The 17,812-nt window shown below is 62.7% G+C and carries 11 protein-coding genes; 2 read left to right on the plus strand and 9 right to left on the minus strand.

What is annotated here, in order from left to right:
* Positions 1 to 45: 45 nt before the first annotated feature.
* Positions 46 to 2,541, minus strand: a complete 2,496-nt coding sequence (locus tag RHEC894_RS17085) for a hypothetical protein (protein WP_085738156.1) — start codon at positions 2,539 to 2,541, stop codon at positions 46 to 48.
* A gap of 60 nt (positions 2,542 to 2,601) precedes the next feature.
* Complete coding sequence (locus RHEC894_RS17090; protein ID WP_085738157.1) at positions 2,602 to 3,900, minus strand: adenylosuccinate synthase; 1,299 nt, start codon at positions 3,898 to 3,900, stop codon at positions 2,602 to 2,604.
* A gap of 191 nt (positions 3,901 to 4,091) precedes the next feature.
* Between RHEC894_RS17090 and RHEC894_RS17095 the strand changes: the two genes are divergently transcribed.
* Complete coding sequence (locus RHEC894_RS17095) at positions 4,092 to 5,009, plus strand: DMT family transporter (RefSeq protein WP_085738158.1); 918 nt, start codon at positions 4,092 to 4,094, stop codon at positions 5,007 to 5,009.
* Between the two features lie 167 nt (positions 5,010 to 5,176).
* Here the strand turns inward: RHEC894_RS17095 and RHEC894_RS17100 are convergent, their stop codons facing one another.
* The 7 genes from RHEC894_RS17100 to RHEC894_RS17130 all read right to left on the minus strand — a co-directional run bounded on the left by RHEC894_RS17100 (position 5,177) and on the right by RHEC894_RS17130 (position 16,520).
* Positions 5,177 to 6,025, minus strand: coding sequence for a GNAT family N-acetyltransferase (locus tag RHEC894_RS17100; protein ID WP_085738159.1), 849 nt, complete (start codon positions 6,023 to 6,025; stop codon positions 5,177 to 5,179).
* A gap of 297 nt (positions 6,026 to 6,322) precedes the next feature.
* Positions 6,323 to 8,113 carry a GGDEF domain-containing phosphodiesterase gene (locus tag RHEC894_RS17105; RefSeq protein ID WP_085738160.1) on the minus strand — a complete coding sequence of 597 codons (1,791 nt, stop codon included), beginning with the start codon at positions 8,111 to 8,113 and terminating at the stop codon, positions 6,323 to 6,325.
* A gap of 156 nt (positions 8,114 to 8,269) precedes the next feature.
* Positions 8,270 to 10,054, minus strand: a complete 1,785-nt coding sequence (locus tag RHEC894_RS17110; RefSeq protein ID WP_085738161.1) for an IlvD/Edd family dehydratase — start codon at positions 10,052 to 10,054, stop codon at positions 8,270 to 8,272.
* Positions 10,051 to 10,962 carry an NAD(P)-dependent oxidoreductase gene (locus tag RHEC894_RS17115; RefSeq protein WP_010069214.1) on the minus strand — a complete coding sequence of 304 codons (912 nt, stop codon included), beginning with the start codon at positions 10,960 to 10,962 and terminating at the stop codon, positions 10,051 to 10,053. The genes RHEC894_RS17110 and RHEC894_RS17115 overlap by 4 nt, the downstream gene beginning before the upstream one ends.
* Positions 10,963 to 11,130: 168 nt before the next feature.
* Positions 11,131 to 14,331: an efflux RND transporter permease subunit gene (locus tag RHEC894_RS17120; protein ID WP_085738162.1), complete on the minus strand. Its 3,201-nt coding sequence runs from the start codon at positions 14,329 to 14,331 to the stop codon at positions 11,131 to 11,133.
* 137 nt (positions 14,332 to 14,468) lie between these two features.
* Positions 14,469 to 15,659, minus strand: a complete 1,191-nt coding sequence (locus RHEC894_RS17125) for an efflux RND transporter periplasmic adaptor subunit (protein WP_085738163.1) — start codon at positions 15,657 to 15,659, stop codon at positions 14,469 to 14,471.
* A gap of 48 nt (positions 15,660 to 15,707) precedes the next feature.
* Positions 15,708 to 16,520 carry an alpha/beta hydrolase fold domain-containing protein gene (locus RHEC894_RS17130; RefSeq protein ID WP_085738164.1) on the minus strand — a complete coding sequence of 271 codons (813 nt, stop codon included), beginning with the start codon at positions 16,518 to 16,520 and terminating at the stop codon, positions 15,708 to 15,710.
* Positions 16,521 to 16,685: 165 nt separating this feature from the next.
* On the opposite strand from RHEC894_RS17130, the gene RHEC894_RS17135 reads away from it, so the two are divergent.
* Positions 16,686 to 17,597: a LysR family transcriptional regulator gene (locus RHEC894_RS17135; protein WP_085738165.1), complete on the plus strand. Its 912-nt coding sequence runs from the start codon at positions 16,686 to 16,688 to the stop codon at positions 17,595 to 17,597.
* Positions 17,598 to 17,812: the final 215 nt, after the last annotated feature.

Consider the following 17,812-nt stretch of genomic DNA (forward strand, 5'->3'; position numbering starts at 1 on the left):
TTCGCCCCCACAACAAATGTCTCAAGAAAAACGAAGCGTCCGCCATCACTGGCTCGTAGAAACATCCCCGAGTGCAGCCCATTCCTTGATCGCCGTATTGAAGGCCTCGGTTCCCGTGTCGCCCTTTTCCATCGTCAGCAGCGCGCGGCGGCCGTTGCGGTAAGTGACGGGGATATCGATCCAGCTGCGGGTCGACATCAGGTCGAGATTGGCCTTGCGCGCATCGGGATAGTCGTTGAGGGCGATCATGTGGAAATCGTCGGTGATCTTGGCCGGGACCGCGATCAGCGCATCACCGCGGTCCTGCTCGGTGCGCTTCATCGAGATGCGCTGGACGCTGTCGATGCTGCCGCCTTCGAAATTCGGCGGCACCGAGAAGACGATCTCGACGAGATGGCTTGCCGGCAGCGACGGGTCGGAATTGCGTTTGAAGGTGACGAGAGCCGAAAGATTGCGCTCCGGCACGGTCACGTTGCCCTGCACTGTCGCCTCCTGCCGGCCGCCCTGGCCAGCCTCGTGCTGCACACTCCAGACGACTGACCCCTCAATCGCCGTCGGCGAGCTTTGGCCGATGCGCTCCTCATAGAGGAACATCTTTTGCGACGAGCCGACGGGAGCGGTCTGCTGCGGGGAAGCCGCCGGGCCGTTCGGCGTCAGCGTTTCGGCCGGTGCCGTATCACCTTGCGCGCTCGCAGGCGGCGGCGCATCGGCGGCCGCGACATTCTGTTCGGCGACCGATTTTCCTTCCGCGGTCAGCGTTCCCGGCACTGTCGCCGGTCCGCTGTCGACCTCGGTCCCATCCGTCAGCAGCCGCTGGGTGAATTTCGAATTGGCCGCAGCGCCGTCATTGTTCACTGACGCTACCTGCGGGTTCGGGTTCGGGTTCGGCTGCGCCGGCGCCGCGGGCGTATTCTGCGCTCCCGGCGTGGTCGGCTGGGCCGGTGTTGCCGCATCCGGCTGGGCAGGCGTCGCGGAGCCTGCCGACGGCGGCGTCTCGTTCCTGGTTGCCTGCGACGGCGCCGAACTGACGAGCCCGTCGACCATCGCCACCAGCGCCTCTCTGTTCATCCAGCCGGCATAGGCGCCGCCGCCGATCAGGATGAGGGCGAAGATGAGCGTGATCACCGTGCCGATGCCGAAGCGACGGCGCTTCGGCTCCATCCGGAAGCTCTTGCCCTGCAGCTTGGAAGCGACGATCTGATCGATATCCATTCCCGGATTGGCGTCATCGTCGTCAGCGGCGACTGAGCCGCGGCGATCGTAACCGCGCAACGCCTTAGCCTCGCGCCAGTCATCGCTCGGCGCGCTGCCTGGAGCCGCCGGCTTGCCGTTGTGCACTTCCGCAAAGATATCGACATCGTCGAAATGCGAGGCGACCGGCGTCTTCTTATTGCTGCTGGCCTCGATCGGCGGCAGATCGTCGAAGGCAGCGGTCTCCCAGGAGAAACTTTCCTTGGCCGTCGGCATGACAGCTGCAGGCGCCGCATTTTCGAGGCTCGATATTACCTCCTCGAAAGCACGCGCCGAGGTATCCGGGGTGGTCGGCGCCGTCTGTGAATATTGCCGGAGTTCCTCTTCCGCCCATTCGGTCTCCGCATCCTTCGGCGCCGGGGCCGGCGCTTCGGCGGCCGGCTCGGTCCAGACGGGATCGAAATGCGCAGCCGCGTCAGCCTGCAGCGGCTCCTCGCGGCTGTGCTCGACGAACTCCTGCGGACGATCGAAATTGGCGACCGGCTCCACCAGCCGGTTGGCAGCATGGTCTATGCCACGTGTGAGCGGCTGGAGCGGCTCGACGGGCTCGTAAGCGTCCTCGGCCGACGGTGCGGCCACGGTCTCCTCGGTTTCAGCGGGATGCTGATCGTCAGCGCGATGTTCGTCGGCTTCCTCGTAAGAATGCCCGGCAGGCGGCGCCCAGCCGACATGTCCGGAGGCAACGTCTTCGGCGGCAACGCCGCGCGCCTCGCCGGCATGCCATTCCTCGGCCGGCGCTTCCTCCTCATGCGAGGGATGCCAGTATGTCTCGACGGGAGTGGATGTCTCCGGCGAAACCTCTGTCTCGGCTAAAGCAGGTATTTCCGGGGAAACCAGTGTTTCCTGGGAAAGAGGCTCTTCGGCGGCGACCTCTTCCTCTGCTTCCTCAGGCGCGGCGGCTTCGACGTGATCGGTCTCGTCGGCAGCCTCGGCCGCCTGCGGTTCCGCATCGGCTTCGTAGGCCGGCTCCTCGGCGGCTGTCTCCGGCGCAGACGCCGGTTCGCCTTCGTCCTGAACCGTTTGTTCTTCCGAGGGTTCCGGCGCGGCGACGGCGGCAGCCGACGCATCGAGCGGCAGCGCTTCGGAATGCTCGCCTTCCACCTCGCGGATGGCGGCCTCGAGCTTTTCGAGCTGGCGTTGCAGCATGGCTTCCGGCGGACGCGGCTTCATGTTCTCGAGCTGCCGCTGCACTGCGCCGCGGGCACGTTCGTAGACTTTCACCCGCATTTCGGGGGTATTTTCAGCCAGGCCGTCAACAGCCCGCCGAATAACTGCAATAAAATCCGCCATCAGTACTTTCTCAAGAAGTCCGGCACGCTACCGAACTATCCTCCACAGTGACCCGTGAGCTTAGTCCTCAAACGGATCGGTCACAAGTATCGTGTCATCCCGCTCCGGGCTGGTGGAAAGGAGCGCGACAGGCGCCCCGATCAGCTCTTCGACCTGGCGAACATATTTGATCGCCTGTGCCGGCAGGTCCGCCCAACTGCGGGCGCCGACGGTCGATTCCTTCCAGCCCTCCAGCGTGATGTAGATCGGTTCGACCCTAGCTTGCGCTCCCTGGCTTGCGGGAAGATGATCAATCTGTTCGCCGTCGAGCATGTAGCCGACGCAGATCTTCAGCTCCTCGAGACCATCGAGCACGTCAAGCTTGGTGAGCGCGATGCCGGTGATGCCGTTGGTGGCGATCGATTGGCGCACGAGCGCGGCATCGAACCAGCCGCAGCGCCGCTTGCGGCCGGTCACCACGCCGAACTCATGACCTTTTTCGCCAAGGAACTCTCCGATCGCGTCCTTCAGCTCGGTCGGGAACGGGCCTTCGCCGACGCGCGTCGTATAGGCCTTGGTGATACCGAGGATATAGCCGAGCGAACCCGGGCCCATGCCGGAACCGGCCGCGGCCTGGCCGGCCACGGTGTTCGACGAGGTCACGAAAGGATAGGTGCCGTGATCGATATCGAGCAGGCTGCCCTGCGCACCTTCGAAGAGGATGCGGGAGCCCTTGCGGCGCTCCTTGTCGAGGAAGAGCCAGACGGTGTCACGGAACGGCAGCACCCGGTCGGCGATCGAGGTCAGTTCGTCCATGATCGTCTGGTGGCTGACCTCGGCCACACCGAGACCCCGGCGAAGCGCATTGTGGTGCGTCAGGATACGGTCGACCTTGCCGGAAAGGCTGTCGAGATCGGCAAGATCCATGACCCGGATGGCACGGCGGCCGACCTTGTCTTCATAGGCCGGACCGATGCCGCGGCGTGTCGTGCCGATCTTGGTGCCGCTGTTCGACGCAGCATCTTCGCGCATCGCGTCGAGTTCGCGGTGCAGGGAAAGAATGAGCGTCGCATTGTCGGCGATGCGCAGATTGTCAGGCGTAACCGTCACGCCCTGCGCCTCCAGCCGGCCGATCTCGGCGATCAGCGCATGCGGATCGACGACGACGCCGTTACCGATGACGGCCATCTTGCCCGGACGCACGACACCGGAAGGCAGGAGCGACAGCTTGTAGCTCGTGCCGTCGATGACGAGTGTATGGCCGGCATTGTGTCCACCCTGATAGCGCACAACGATATCCGCGCGCTCCGAAAGCCAGTCGACAATCTTGCCTTTGCCCTCGTCACCCCATTGCGAACCGACCACGACTACGTTCGTCATCCAACTCTTCCTGTTACCGGCGCAGAACCGCGCACCTGCTCAAACCCGCGCATCTATAAAGCTTTGTTTTTGGGAAAGCGACCCTGTTGTCACAGGTGATTGGGCTTTTTACGTGACAAATCAGCAGCCGACAGGCTATTGCCCGTGATAAAACGTCGCTCGGCGAGCGCGAAAAGACCGGAAGAACGCTCTTGCAAGCCACCGCCTATGTATGCCTCGTCGTCGCCACCCTCTGCTGGGGCGGCAACTCCGTCGCCGGAAAGCTTGCGATCGGGCATGTCAGCCCGATGATGCTGACCTTCCTGCGCTGGTTCCTCGCCGTCGCGCTGATCGCCTTGATTTCCGTACCTCAGTTGAAGAAGGACTGGCCGGTGGCCAGGAAGAACCTGCCACTGCTCCTTTGCTACGGCGCCATCGGCTATACCCTCTTCAACGCCATGCTTTACTCGGCCGTGCAATATACGACGGCCATCAACGTCGCCATCGAGCAGGCCGGCATTCCGATGCTGATCTTCCTGCTGAATTTCGTATTTTTCCGCACCGGCATCTCGTTGGCGCAATGCCTCGGCTTCGGCATGACGCTGGTCGGCGTGGCGCTGACGGCCGCCCATGGCGACCTCGCCACGCTGTGGCAGTTGCAGCTCAACCGCGGCGACGGATTGATGCTGATCGCCATCGCCGCCTATTCGCTCTACACGATCTTCCTGCGCTGGAAACCGCCGGTTGACTGGCGCACGCTGATGGCCTTTCCGGCCTTCGCCGCCATGTTGACGTCGGTGCCGCTGCTCCTCTGGGAGCTTGGCCGAGGTGCGGCGCAATGGCCGGACCAGGCCGGCTGGGGCATCACCCTCTACACGGCGATATTCCCGTCGCTGCTGGCACAGATCTTCTATATCAAGGGTGTCGAGGCGATCGGCGCCAACCGGGCCGGCCTCTTCATCAATCTGGTGCCAGTGTTCGGCACGTTGCTATCCGTCGCCCTGATCGGCGAGACGCTTCAGTCCTTTCACGCAATCGCGCTGGCGCTGACGCTCGGCGGCATCGCGATTGCCGAAAAGGGCCGGCCAAAAGCGTCCGCCCCGACCGTACCGGCCTCGCCGGTGGATTAGAGCATGTCGCGCAAAAGTGTGCAGCGGTTTTGGGGCAACGACATGCGAAAACAAAGACCTAAAGCGCGAAGAGCGAAGAGCGAAGAGCGAATCTGAAAGATCGCGACGCGCTTTAGAACAATTCCAGCAAAAGTGTGCCGCGGTTTCGCGTCCGGAATTGCTCTGGACTAACCGAGCTCCAGCGTCGTCACCCCGAAGACATGCTTGATCTGGATGGCCGGCGCCGGCCCGCGATACATGCGCATCGTCTCGAACACCGGTTGCAGGCCGAGGCCTTCGGCAAGCGCGACCGCCTCCTGGTTCTCCGCGGGGATATCGATGAAGATTGCAGCCCCTTTTGCCTCAGGGATCAATTCGGCAAGCAGTGCTGCGGCGCTGTCGGCGTCGTTGGCAAAAAGCGGGCCGATCTTGTAGCCCTCATAGCAGCGGCGGATCGTGCCGTAACCGCGGATCTTGCCGCTTTTGCGTACCACAGCCGAGCGACGGCCCTTGCGGCCGGTACACCAGGCGGCGAGGAAAGCATCCCGCGGCTGCGGAAAGATCGCCGAATCATAACGCTGCAGGCCTTCGAGGCGCGAATCCAGCACCGGCTGCGCAACAAGCGTCGAGACCGGCAAGGAGGCGGCGACGCCGCCGTAGCGAATGGTGGAATAGGCGGGTTCGAAGCCGGCCTTGCGGTAGTTGTCCTGCTGTGCGGCCACACCGTCGAGGCCGATGGTCCGGTCTTGCGCGCTTGATATGCCCGCCTCCCAGATCGCCTTGCCGTAACCCTTGCCGCGGAAATCGGGATGGACGATGTAGAGGCCGAGGAAAGCGAAACTCTCGCCATATTTGACGACCGAGATCGAACCGACCGGGACTTCACCCATGGCGCCGACGAAGAATCCGGACGAATCGGCCTCGAGAAATGCAAGCGAATCGTCGAGGCCCGGATTCCAGCCCTCTTGGCGCGCCCATTCGAGCACGAGTTCCAGTTCGCCGGGCCGCATCGAACGAACGGCAAATTCCGAATTCATGCGACCTTCCCAGATTGAATGTCCCGCAAGTTCATCCCGGCAACGGCAAAGCAATTGCCGGGTCCCCGGCTCCCCGATTGCAGCCGAAAATGACGAAGAACCACGCGCTCATGGTCTTGGCGACGCGTATAGTCATTTTCGATGCAATGCAGAAAGCTTCGTTTCCGCATTACCATGAAACAGGACCGTTGCAAGCTCAAGAAAATTACTTGCGCGTCAATTCTCCTCCCGCCGATGGGAGCAAAACGCCGCACCGAAGAGATATCGCACGCCCGTCTTCAAAAGCGGGGAAACATCTTAACCGCCAATCACGGCCTTTTGCTTTTGGCTTCCGCTCTTCGTCGATGAAAAAAGCCGGTCCATCTCGGCCGCCGGAGCGGGATAACCGAACGCATAACCCTGCAAGCCGTCGCAGCCGAGTTCAGCCATCACGACGGCATGGGCTTCAGTCTCTATGCCTTCGGCGATCACCTCGACATCGAGTGCCTTGGCGATCTCCACGATCGAACCCACCACGCGCCGCTGTTCGGCGGCACCGACGACCTCGGCGATGAGCTGCCGGTCGATCTTCAGCCGCTTCGGCCGCAGCTTGACGAGACCGATGAGCGAGGCGTGGCCGGATCCGAAATCGTCGATCTCGATGTCGATGCCCATCTGTTTGATATCGCCGATATGATCGAGCAGTTTTTCGTCGCTGTCGTCGAGGAAAATCGTCTCGACCAGTTCGAAGACGATCACGCCGGGCGGGATATCGAGTTTCCTCAGCTTGCCGAGCAAGGTCGGGTCGGCAAGGCGGGACGCCGAGATATTGACGGCGATGCGCGGAACAGCGAGGCCCCGCAACATCCAGAACAGTCTGTCTTCCAGGACGCTTTTGAGGATCGCCGCGTCGATCTCCGCCGCCAGCCCGTGCTCGTCGGCGATCTTGAGGAATACCCCCGGGGCGAGCACGCCCTTCTCGGGATGTTTCCAGCGCGCCAGCGCCTCGAAGCCGATGACATCACGCGTCCGGGCGTCGAGCTGCACCTGATAATAGGGAACGATCTCGCCACGCTCCAGCCCGAGCTTCAGCTCTTCGACGAGGCGACGCTTGGCGCGCAGATCCTCCTGCAGCTGCCGCGTGAAGAATTCGACGCGGTTGCGCCCGAGCTTCTTGGCCTGGTAGAGCGCCAGATCGGATTCGGCAAGCAGGCTGCGCGCCCGCCGATCGCCGCTCCAGGAAACGCCGATCGAGGCGCCGGATTGCAGCATCTCCTGACCGAAGCGGATCTTTTTCCGCAGCCGGCGCTGAACGTCCTCGGTAATCAGCTTCAGCTCAGCGAGATCGCTGAAATTGATCAACACGATAACGAATTCGTCGCCGCCGACGCGGGCGACCATACCGTTTGCAGGAATGGCGGCAGTGATGCGAAGGGCTGCGGCCTTGAGAACGGCGTCGCCGGCCGCATGACCGTGACTGTCGTTGATCTGCTTGAACTGGTCGAGGTCGAGATGCAAGACGCCGAGCGTCGTAATGCTTCTGTCGGCCGGCAGCTCCGTCAGCCGCTTGTCGAGAAGGCGACGGTTCGGCAAGCCGGTGAGATAATCGTGATCGGCGACGTGCTCGATGCGGGCATTACTTTCCTCCAGCGCCAACGCCCTCGCCTCTGCCACCACCTTCTGCCGCGCGAGTTCCGCATTGAGCAGTACGTCGGCAGTCACATCCCATTCAGCGCCGATGAAGGAGGGCAGCCCCTCCGCATCCACGTAGAAATGCGCGCGTGAGCGCAGATGGCGGATTTCGCCGCTCGGCAGGACGATCCGAAATTGTGAATTATAGGCGCCCCGTGTTGCAATCGCCTCATCGAAGTCGCGTTCGGCCTGCTCGCGATCGTCGGGATGGATCGCGTTCGACCAAAGCGATGCCGGCACCAGACGGAAGCTCTCCCCAGTCTCATAAAGGCGGTGCATCTGCGCATCCCACAAGATCCCGTCCTGCTCGATGCTGTGCTCCCAGACACCGATCTGAGAGGCATCGAGAGCAAGTTCGAGCCGACGCAGAAGATCCTGAAACTCTCGTTCGGATCGTGTGGCTTTGTTCTCTGGCACGCGGTTTCAGCCTTAGCTGCTTTGCATAACTGTAATATGGTCTCAAGCCGGCATTAATGAAGCCTTGTTCCAATAACCGAATTCGTGACGAGGTGAACCGTTCGTTACGGCTTCCTCTTTTGGATCAAAGAAATTGCAGCTCCCAGCACATCACGATCAGTGGTTGTGTCTCGGCGGATTTTTCGCGATCCTGCGGAAATCCGTCGCCCCCTCCAGCACCGCACCGTCCGACAATTGCGTGACCGAGCGGCGGTAGATCTGCTGCCACGGCGTCGCATCCGCCGGCACCGGCGGAATACCTTCGCCCTTGCGCCGCTCGATCTCGGTCTCGTCGACCAGCATGTTGCAGCGTCCCTGATTGAAGTCGATGCGGATGACGTCGCCGGTGCGAAGCCAGGCGAGGCCGCCGCCGGCAGCACTTTCCGGCGAAGCGTTGAGGATCGAGGGGCTGTCGGCCGTGCCCGATTGGCGGCCATCGCCGATCGTCGGCAGGCTGCTTATGCCGCGTTTCAGCAGGTGATCCGGCGGCTGCATGTTGACGACCTCAGCCGAGCCCGGCCAGCCGAGCGGCCCGGCGCCGCGGATAACGAGGATAGTATTTTCGTCGATGCCGAGTTCAGGATCGTTGATACGCCGATGATAATCCTCCGACCCGTCGAAAACCACTGCCCGGCCCTCGAACACGCCCTCGCGCCCAGGCTCCTGGAGGTAGCGCCGGCGGAAATCCTCCGACACGACACTCATCTTCATGATCGCGAAATCGAACAGATTGCCCTTGAGGACGAGGAAGCCGGCTCGCTCCTTCAGCGGCGTCTGGAATGGCCGTATAACCTCGCGGTCGCGCGCTTCCTTGCCCTCCAGGTTCTCGGCCATCGACCGGCCCGTCACGGTGCGACAGTCGCCATCGAGCTTTCCGGCCTGCAGCAATTCCCACATGACCGCCGGCGTGCCGCCGGCACGATGAAAGCGCTCACCGAGATAGGCGCCCGCCGGCTGGACATTGGCCAGCAGCGGAATATCGAAGCCATGCACCTGCCAGTCGTCGGGATGAAGTTCGACGCCGGCGTGCCTGGCCATCGCAGCCAGATGCGGTTGCGCATTAGTCGAGCCGCCGATCGCCGAATTGGTGCGGATGGCGTTGAGGAATGCCGCGCGCGTCAGGATATCGGACGGCTTCAGATCCTCGGAGACGATCTCGACGGCACGCCGCCCGGTCCGATAAGCCATCTGGCCGCGCTCACGGTAGGCGGCCGGAATGGCGCTGCAGCCGGTCAGCGACAGGCCGAGCGCTTCGGCAAGGGCGTTCATCGTCGAAGCCGTGCCCATCGTATTGCAATGGCCGACGGATGGAGCCGAATCGAGCGCTGCCTGCAGGAATTCTTCCCGATCGATCTCGCCAGCCGCATATTTCCGCCGCATCCGCCAGATCACCGTGCCGGAGCCCGCCAGTTCCCCCTCATGCCAACCGTCGAGCATCGGGCCGCCGGAAAGCACGATCGCCGGAATATCGACGGTCGAAGCCGCCATGATCGCCGAAGGCGTGGTCTTGTCGCAGCCGGTGGTCAGCACCACGCCGTCGAGCGGATAGCCGTAGAGGATTTCGACGAGGCCGAGATAGGCGAGATTACGGTCGAGGGCGGCCGTCGGGCGCTTGCAGTTCTCGAAGATCGGATGGGTGGGAAATTCGATTGGAATGCCGCCGGCATCGCGAATGCCGTCGCGCACGCGTTTGGCAAGTTCGACATGCACCCTGTTGCAGGGTGTCAGATCGCTGCCGCTCTGGGCAATCCCGATGATCGGCTTGCCCGAGCGCAGCTCTTCCGGCGTGATGCCGTAATTCATGAAACGCTCGAGATAGAGCGCCGCCATGTCGATGTGGTCGGGATTGTCGAACCAGTCCTGCGAACGCAGACGCCGCTTCGGAGAATGGCTGTCCGTCACTGTTTTCCTCCCGGCCGACCATTCTTCTCTTCGAGATGGAGGAGCAGACCGCTGTGGTCCTTCTCACCATTGCCGTTGGCGACGAATTCACTGAATTCGGCGTGCACGGCCGCCGTCAGCGGCAGGGTCAACGACAGGGACTTCGCCGTCTCCATGGCGGCGTTCAGATCCTTCAGCTGGTTGCTGGACGAACCGCCTGGAGTAAACTGCCGCTCGACCATGCGCTTGCCGTGGAGTTCGAGGATGCGGCTCTCGGCGAAGCCGCCGCGAATGGCGTCCCGGAAAGCGGCCGGCGAACCGCCGCCGGCCGTGATCAGCATCATCGCTTCGGCAACGGCGCCGATCGTCACTGCGACAATCTGCTGGTTGGCAAGCTTGGCAAGCTGGCCCGATCCGCTTGGGCCGACGCGGGTGACACGCCCCATCGGCGCAAAAACGTCCTGAAGCTTTTCGATCACCGCCTCGTCGCCGCCCGCCATGATCGCCAGCGTACCGGCCTCCGCTCCAACGACGCCGCCGGAAACCGGCGCATCGACATGAGCGATGCCGCGCTCAGCAAGCCGCGCCGCATGATCACGGGCAAAATGTGGGGCGATTGAACTCATGTCGATAACGATAGCGCCGGACGCCACCGCATCGGCCACGCCGCGGTCGAACAAAACGTTTCCGACGGCTTCGGCGTTGGTCAGCATGGTGATGACGACATCAGCCCCCGAAACGGCATCCCCGGGCGTTTCCGCAAGGACCGCACCGTCCGCTGCCAGCGCCTTAGCCTTGCCGGGATCGCGATTCCAGACGGTGACGGCAAAGCCCGCACCCAGCAGCCGGCGGGCCATCGGCGCGCCCATCAGGCCGGTGCCGAGGAAGGCGATCCGCCTGCCGTCATGACCTCTGCTCGAACCTGTCATTCAGTCCTCCCAACTGTTGTCAGTCTTTGATAGTCCCCTCGCCCACCGATGCAAATCGTTTTAATCGGCGGAGCGCATTTTGTCGGATGCCGAAGCATGCGCAAAACGATACGGGCGAGAACCGAAGTTCCCGCCCGATTTACTCGACAAAGGAAGGTTGAATTCCGTTTATTCGGCCGCGAGCCGGATGACCTCGGCCTCTTCTTCCTTGTGTTCGTCCGGCTTGTGCTGGACGAGCGGACGATTGCCCGCCAGCCGCCGCAGCAGCACGTAGAAGACAGGCGTCATGAAGATGCCGAAGAACGTCACCCCGATCATGCCCGAGAAGACCGCGACACCCATGGCCGCGCGCATTTCGGCGCCGGCGCCGGTGGAGACGACAAGCGGCACGACACCCATGATGAAGGCGAGCGAGGTCATCAGGATCGGGCGAAGGCGAAGGCGGCTGGCCTCGATCGCGGCTTCCCGCGGCGTCCTGCCCTCGAACTCCAGTTCGCGGGCGAATTCCACGATCAGGATCGCGTTCTTCGCCGATAGACCGACAAGCACCACAAGACCGATCTGGGTGAAGATATTGTTGTCTCCACCGGTGAGCCAGACGCCCGTCAGCGCGGCCAGCACACCCATCGGCACGATCATGATGATCGCCAGCGGCAAGGTCAGGCTTTCATACTGGGCAGCCAGCACCAGGAAGACGAGCAGCAGGGCCAGAGGGAAGACGACGATGCTCGAATTGCCGGCGAGGATCTGCTGGTAGGTCAGATCCGTCCATTCGAAGTCGATGCCCGCAGGCAGGGTCTCGTGCAGGATCTTCTCGATTGCCGCCTGCGCCTGGCCGGACGAGAAGCCCGGGGCCGGGCCGCCGTTGATATCGGCGGCGAGGAAACCGTTATAACGGTTCGCGCGCTCCGGACCAGTGCTCGGCTCGACTTTCAAAAGGGCCGACAGCGGGATCATCTCACCCGATGCCGAACGGACCTTCAACTGGCCGATATCTTCCGGCTGGGCGCGGAACTTCGCATCGGCCTGCACCCGGACGCTGTATGTGCGGCCGAAGGCGTTGAAGTCGTTGACGTAAAGCGAACCGAGATAGATCTGCAGCGTCTGGAAGACATCGGTGACGGAAACCCCGAGCTGCTCGGCCTTGGCGCGGTCGAGATCGGCATAGAGCTGCGGCACGTTGATCTGGAAGCTGGAGAACAGGCCGGCAAGCTCAGGCGTCTGATAGGCCTTGCCGAGTACCGCCTTGGTCGCCTCGTCGAGCGCCTGGTTGCCCAAGCCAGCGCGATCCTCGATCTGCAGCTTGAAGCCGCCCGTCGTGCCGAGGCCGTTGACCGGCGGCGGCGGGAACATGGCGATGAAGGCATCCTGGATGGCGCCGAATTTCTGGTTCAGCGCCATGGCGATGGCGCCGCCGGAAAGATCCGGCGTCTTGCGCTCCTCGAAATCCTTCAGCGTCACGAAAACGATGCCGGCATTCGAGGAATTGGTGAAACCGTTGATCGACAGTCCCGGGAAGGCGATCGCATTGGCAACGCCCGGCTGGGCGAGCGCAATGTCGGTCATGCGCTTGATGACGTCTTCCGTGCGGTCGAGGCTTGCAGCGTCCGGCAATTGAGCGAAGCCGATCAGATATTGCTTGTCCTGGGAGGGCACGAAGCCGCCGGGAACCGTCGTGAACAGGCTGTAGGTCGCGCCGACCAGCGCCAGATAGATCACCATGACGATGCTCTTGCGCGACAGCAGACCGCCGACACCCTTGCCATAGGCATTCGAGCCCGCGCCGAAAACACGGTTGAAGCCGCGGAAGAACCAGCCGAAGATCGCATCCATGAACCGCGTCAGCCAGTCCTTCGGCGCATGGTGGCCCTTCAGCAGAAGGGCCGCGAGCGCCGGAGACAGGGTGAGCGAGTTGAAGGCCGAGATGACGGTCGAGATTGCGATCGTCAGGGCGAACTGGCGATAGAACTGTCCCGACAGGCCGGAGATGAAGGCGAGCGGCACGAAGACCGCAACGAGCACCAGCGCGATCGCGACGATCGGACCGGAGACTTCCTTCATCGCCTTGTAGGTGGCAGCCCGCGGCGAGAGCCCGTGTTCGATGTTGCGCTCGACGTTTTCGACCACGACGATCGCGTCATCAACGACGATACCGATCGCCAGCACTAGACCGAACAGGCTGAGCGCGTTGATCGAGAAGCCGAAGACATACATGACCGCGAAGGTGCCGATGATCGAGACCGGAACCGCGATCAGCGGGATGATCGACGCGCGCCATGTCTGCAGGAACAGGATGACGACGAGCACGACGAGCGCAATGGCCTCGAGCAACGTGTCGATCACCTTCTCGATCGAGGCACGCACGAATTTCGTCGTATCGTAGACGATCTCGTATTTGACGCCCTCGGGCATGGCGAGCTGCAGCTGATCCATGGTCGCGCGCACATTGTCGGCGATCTCGATCGCGTTCGATCCGGGCGCCTGAAGTACGGCGACGGCAACGGCCGGCTTGCCGTCGAGCAGCGAGCGCAGCGTATAGTCGGCAGCGCCGAGCTCGATGCGGGCGACATCGCGAAGGCGGGTGATCTCGCCATTGGCGCCCGTCTTGACGATGATGCTGCCGAACTCCTCGGGCGTGCGCAGGCGGCCCTGGGCATTGACGTTGAGCTGCAGATCCACACCCGGCTGGCTTGGCGATGCGCCGATAATGCCGGCGGCGGCCTGAACGTTCTGGGAACTGATGGCGTTGCTGATGTCGCTGGCGGCGAGATCATGCTCTGCAGCCTTCTGCGGGTCGATCCAGACACGCATCGAATAGTCGCCGGCGCCGAAGACCTGCACCTGACCGACGCCGGCGATGCGGGCGAGCCGATCCTTGATATTCAGCGTCGCGTAATTGCGAAGATAGGTAATGTCGTGATTGTCGCCGTCGGAGACGAGGTTGACGACCATGATGAAGTCGGGCGAACTCTTGACCGTGGTGATCCCGAGCGCACGGACTTCCGCCGGCAGCCGCGGTTCGGCCTGGCTGACCCGGTTCTGCACGAGCTGCTGCGCCTTGTCGGCGTCGGTGCCGAGCTTGAAGGTGACGGTCACGTTGAGCACGCCGTCGGATGTCGCCTGGCTGGACATGTAGAGCATGCCCTCGACGCCGTTGATCTGCTCTTCGAGCGGTGTGGCCACCGTTTCGGCGATGACCGACGGGTTGGCGCCGGGATAGGTGGCGCGCACGACGATCGACGGCGGCACGACTTCCGGATATTCGGAAATCGGCAGCGCGCGCAGGCCGATCAGGCCGGCAACCACGATGAGGACCGATAGAACGCCGGCAAAGACCGGACGGTCGACAAAGAATCTGGAGATGTTCATATCAAAGCCCTCTCCGGGGTGAACATGGATGCAAAATCCCTCTCCGGCAGCCTGGGAGCCGCCGGCGGGTCATATCATTTCGGGTATCAGCCCTCCCCGGGCGAGGCATTGCCTTGCCCCCCGGGAAGGCGAAGTCCTTACTGCGCGGTCGCGACCTTCTCTTCCATCTGCGGGACGACGACGGCGCCCGGACGGATGCGCTGCAGGCCGTTGACGACGATCTTCTCACCGGCAGTCAGGCCGCTTTCGACCACCCGCTGACCGTCGGCCAGCGTCCCGAGCTGGACCTGCCGGTAGGCGACCTTGTTCTCACCGTCGACGACGAAGACGAATTTCTTGTCCTGGTCGGTGCCGACGGCACGGTCGCTGATGACGATCTTGTTCTCGGCCTTCGGCTGACCCATGCGGACCCGAACGAACTGGCCGGGGATGAGACGCCCGCCCGGATTGTCGAACACGGCGCGTACGGCGATCGTGCCGCTTGATGCATCGACCTCGTTGTCGATCAGCTGCAGCTTGCCCTTGATCGGCGTGCCTTCGTCTGCGAGCGTGCCGACCTGAACCGGGATCTCTTCGACGGCAGGCAAGGCGCCGTCCGTCTGCGGAAGCTGGGCAAGTGCGCGCGTCACCATCTCTTCGCTGGCATTGAAGCTCGCATAGATCGGATCGACCGAAACGAGCGTTGTCAGTTCAGGCGAGGCCGAGCCGGCGGCGACGAGGTTGCCGGCGGTCACCTCGATCTTGCCGATGCGGCCGGACACCGGAGCCCGCACCTGCGTATAATCGAGATCGAGCTGGGCCGACTGCAGTGCGGCCTGCGCCGAACGCAGCCCCGCCTGGGCCTCGGCCAGCGTGCTCTGCCGCTGGTCGAGATCGCTCTGGGAGATGGTACGATTGTCGGAAAGCCGGCGGCCGCGATCGAGCTCGGTCTGAGCCAGGCTGACCTTGGCATCGGCCGAAGCGACCTGGCCTTGCGCCTGCGCCACGCTCGCCTGATAGGGAGCCGGGTCGATGGTAAAGAGCAGGTCGCCCTGCTTGACCAGCGCTCCTTCGCGGAAAGCCACCGCCAGGATGGCGCCGGCAACGCGCGAACGCACCTGCACCCGGTCGACCGCTTCGAGACGGCCGGAGAAATTTTCCCAGGCCGTCACGTCGCGCGCCGCGACGACGGCAACCGTCACCGGCACGGCGGGAGGCTGCGCAGGGGCGGAAGCGGCCGTGGCTGTCGTGCTCATCGGCAATTCGAAAAACAATGCGGCGCCGGAAACGGACGCAACAAGGCCTAAGCCGGCGCCCACCAGGGCCCAGCGTTTACTTCTGGACGTCATCAGTGCTCTCCTTGCGGCCCCCAAGGCCGCCGAAATATCAGGTCTTCTTCAATGCAATTGCGGTTGGACGCTTACATCCCGAAGGAAGCTTCCGAAATGGCGGCTGACGTGCTCCTGCCAGTCGAGTGTTCCCTCGGATTTCCCACCATAAATCGAGGGCCAGCCCGTCCCGGCGGGAAGAACATGCTGGCGCACACCGACACCGGCCGTTTTCAGGCGGGCGCCGTAACCAAGCGTTTCATCATGCAGAGGATCGTCCTCGGCGGTGAATATCAGCGCTGGCGCGACGCCAGAAAGACGCGAACAGAGGCAGGGCGCCGCATAGGGATGGCAACCGCCGCCGCTCAGATAGTGGCTCCAGCCGTCCGTCCAGCGCTGCCGCATGCCGATGGCTTCCGCCTTGCGGATCGAGGAGGTGCCCATGAACGGATCGAGCAGCGGCGAAATCAGCACCTGGCCGTCGAGCGCATCCGGCATCTGGTCGCGCGCCTTGAGCGCCACGCCGGCGGCGACATTGCCGCCCGCTTCTTCACCGGCGACGAAGAGCAGCGATTTGCGGTCGCCGAGGCCGGCGCGTTTGTTGGCGAGATAGGTGAGAACGGAAAAGGAAACTTCGAACGCCTGCGGAAACAGGTTGCCGGACAGGCTGCTGTAATCGACTGCGGCAACGATGGCGCCTGATTTGGCCAGACTCATTGCCACCGGCCGATCGACGTTCGTTTCGCTGTCGAGAAACGCGCCGCCATGCAGGTAAAGCACGATCGGCGGGCCCTTTCCGTAATCGGCGCCCTGGTAGACACGCGCGGAAACGGGGCCGATGGCCACCTTATCCAGCATCATATCTTTCCATTCCACCGTCATCGATTCCGGTCTCTTTTCACATCGCTATAGACAGACAACGCCTGTCGCTTGCAATTTGCACAAAAAAGATATTGTTATTCAGAACAGGGAATAAGAAGCGATATCGCGATTACACTGTTCCAATTCTCGAACAATGGTGCAACGCAAACTGCGGATTTGAAACCGATGGATCAGCTTTCGGCAATGCGCGTCTTCATCCGCGTGGTGGAGACGGGCAATTTCACCCGTGCCGCCGACATGCTCGCCATGCCCAAGGCGACGGTAACCAATCTCATCCAGGGTTTGGAGGCGCATCTGCGCACCAAGCTTCTCAACCGTACCACGCGCCGGGTCATGGTAACCACCGACGGCGCGCTTTATTACGAACGCGCCGCCCAGATCATTTCGGAGCTGGAGGAACTCGACGGCAGCCTCTCCAATTCGCAGAGCCTGCCGAGCGGGCGGCTGCGCGTCGAGATGGCCGGCGCTTTTGCCGATTGGATCGTCGTTCCCGCACTCTGCGACTTTTATCAGCGTTATCCCGATATCCGCATCGACCTCGGTGTCGGCGATCGCACGGTCGATTATCTTGCGGAAAACGTCGACTGTGCGCTGCGGGCCGGCACGCCGGCCGACCAGTCGCTGATCGCGCGACGGGTCTCCGAAGTCGAGATGATCACCTGCGCTTCGCCGAGCTATATCCAGAAATTCGGCGTGCCAGAGCGGCCGGAGGATCTGGAGGCCGATCATTACTCGGTCAACTATTTCCGCGCCCAGAACAACCGAACGATGCCCTTCGAATTCCGTCGGCACGACGAGGTGATTGAAAGCAGTCCGCGCTACATCGCTTCGGTCAACGATAGCCGCACCTATCTGACGGCTGCGCTGACGGGTCTCGGCATCGCGCAGGTGCCGATTTTCATGGCGCGCGAACCGATAGCGAGAGGTGAACTCGTCCGCGTGCTCCCAGATTGGCGCCGCGATCCGCTGCCGCTCTATGTCGTCTACCCCCCGAACCGCCACCTCAGCAACAAAGTCCGCGTCTTTGTCGACTGGCTGGTAAAACTTCTGGTAGAGGCGAGACTGAACGACGGCTGAGCACCAAAACAAATACGGCCCGGAAGGCAGGGGAAACCTTCAACGGGCCGGAATGTGCAACTTTGAACATCAAGCCTGTCGCACCGCAGGAAGGGCACGGCAGGCTCTGGAGGTCGGAAGAGGGCGGCAGGGAATTCCACTCTCTTGCGATAGAACAAATATACGCACTCCCCGCAGGATTGTAAGGGGAAATTCCGCAACCCCGTTCACATAAT

The sequence above is a fragment of the Rhizobium sp. CIAT894 genome (assembly GCF_000172795.2).
Taxonomy (GTDB): Bacteria; Pseudomonadota; Alphaproteobacteria; order Rhizobiales; family Rhizobiaceae; genus Rhizobium.

What these genes read in the sequence shown, in the direction of transcription:
- RHEC894_RS17085 (WP_085738156.1), bottom strand. Translation starts at nt 2,541, where the DNA reads ATGGCGGATTTTATTGCAGTTATTCGGCGGGCTGTTGACGGCCTGGCT.
- RHEC894_RS17090 (WP_085738157.1), bottom strand. Translation starts at nt 3,900, where the DNA reads ATGACGAACGTAGTCGTGGTCGGTTCGCAATGGGGTGACGAGGGCAAA.
- RHEC894_RS17100 (WP_085738159.1), bottom strand. Translation starts at nt 6,025, where the DNA reads ATGAATTCGGAATTTGCCGTTCGTTCGATGCGGCCCGGCGAACTGGAA.
- RHEC894_RS17115 (WP_010069214.1), bottom strand. Translation starts at nt 10,962, where the DNA reads ATGACAGGTTCGAGCAGAGGTCATGACGGCAGGCGGATCGCCTTCCTC.
- RHEC894_RS17120 (WP_085738162.1), bottom strand. Translation starts at nt 14,331, where the DNA reads ATGAACATCTCCAGATTCTTTGTCGACCGTCCGGTCTTTGCCGGCGTT.
- RHEC894_RS17125 (WP_085738163.1), bottom strand. Translation starts at nt 15,659, where the DNA reads ATGACGTCCAGAAGTAAACGCTGGGCCCTGGTGGGCGCCGGCTTAGGC.
- RHEC894_RS17130 (WP_085738164.1), bottom strand. Translation starts at nt 16,520, where the DNA reads ATGACGGTGGAATGGAAAGATATGATGCTGGATAAGGTGGCCATCGGC.
- RHEC894_RS17135 (WP_085738165.1), top strand. Translation starts at nt 16,686, where the DNA reads ATGGATCAGCTTTCGGCAATGCGCGTCTTCATCCGCGTGGTGGAGACG.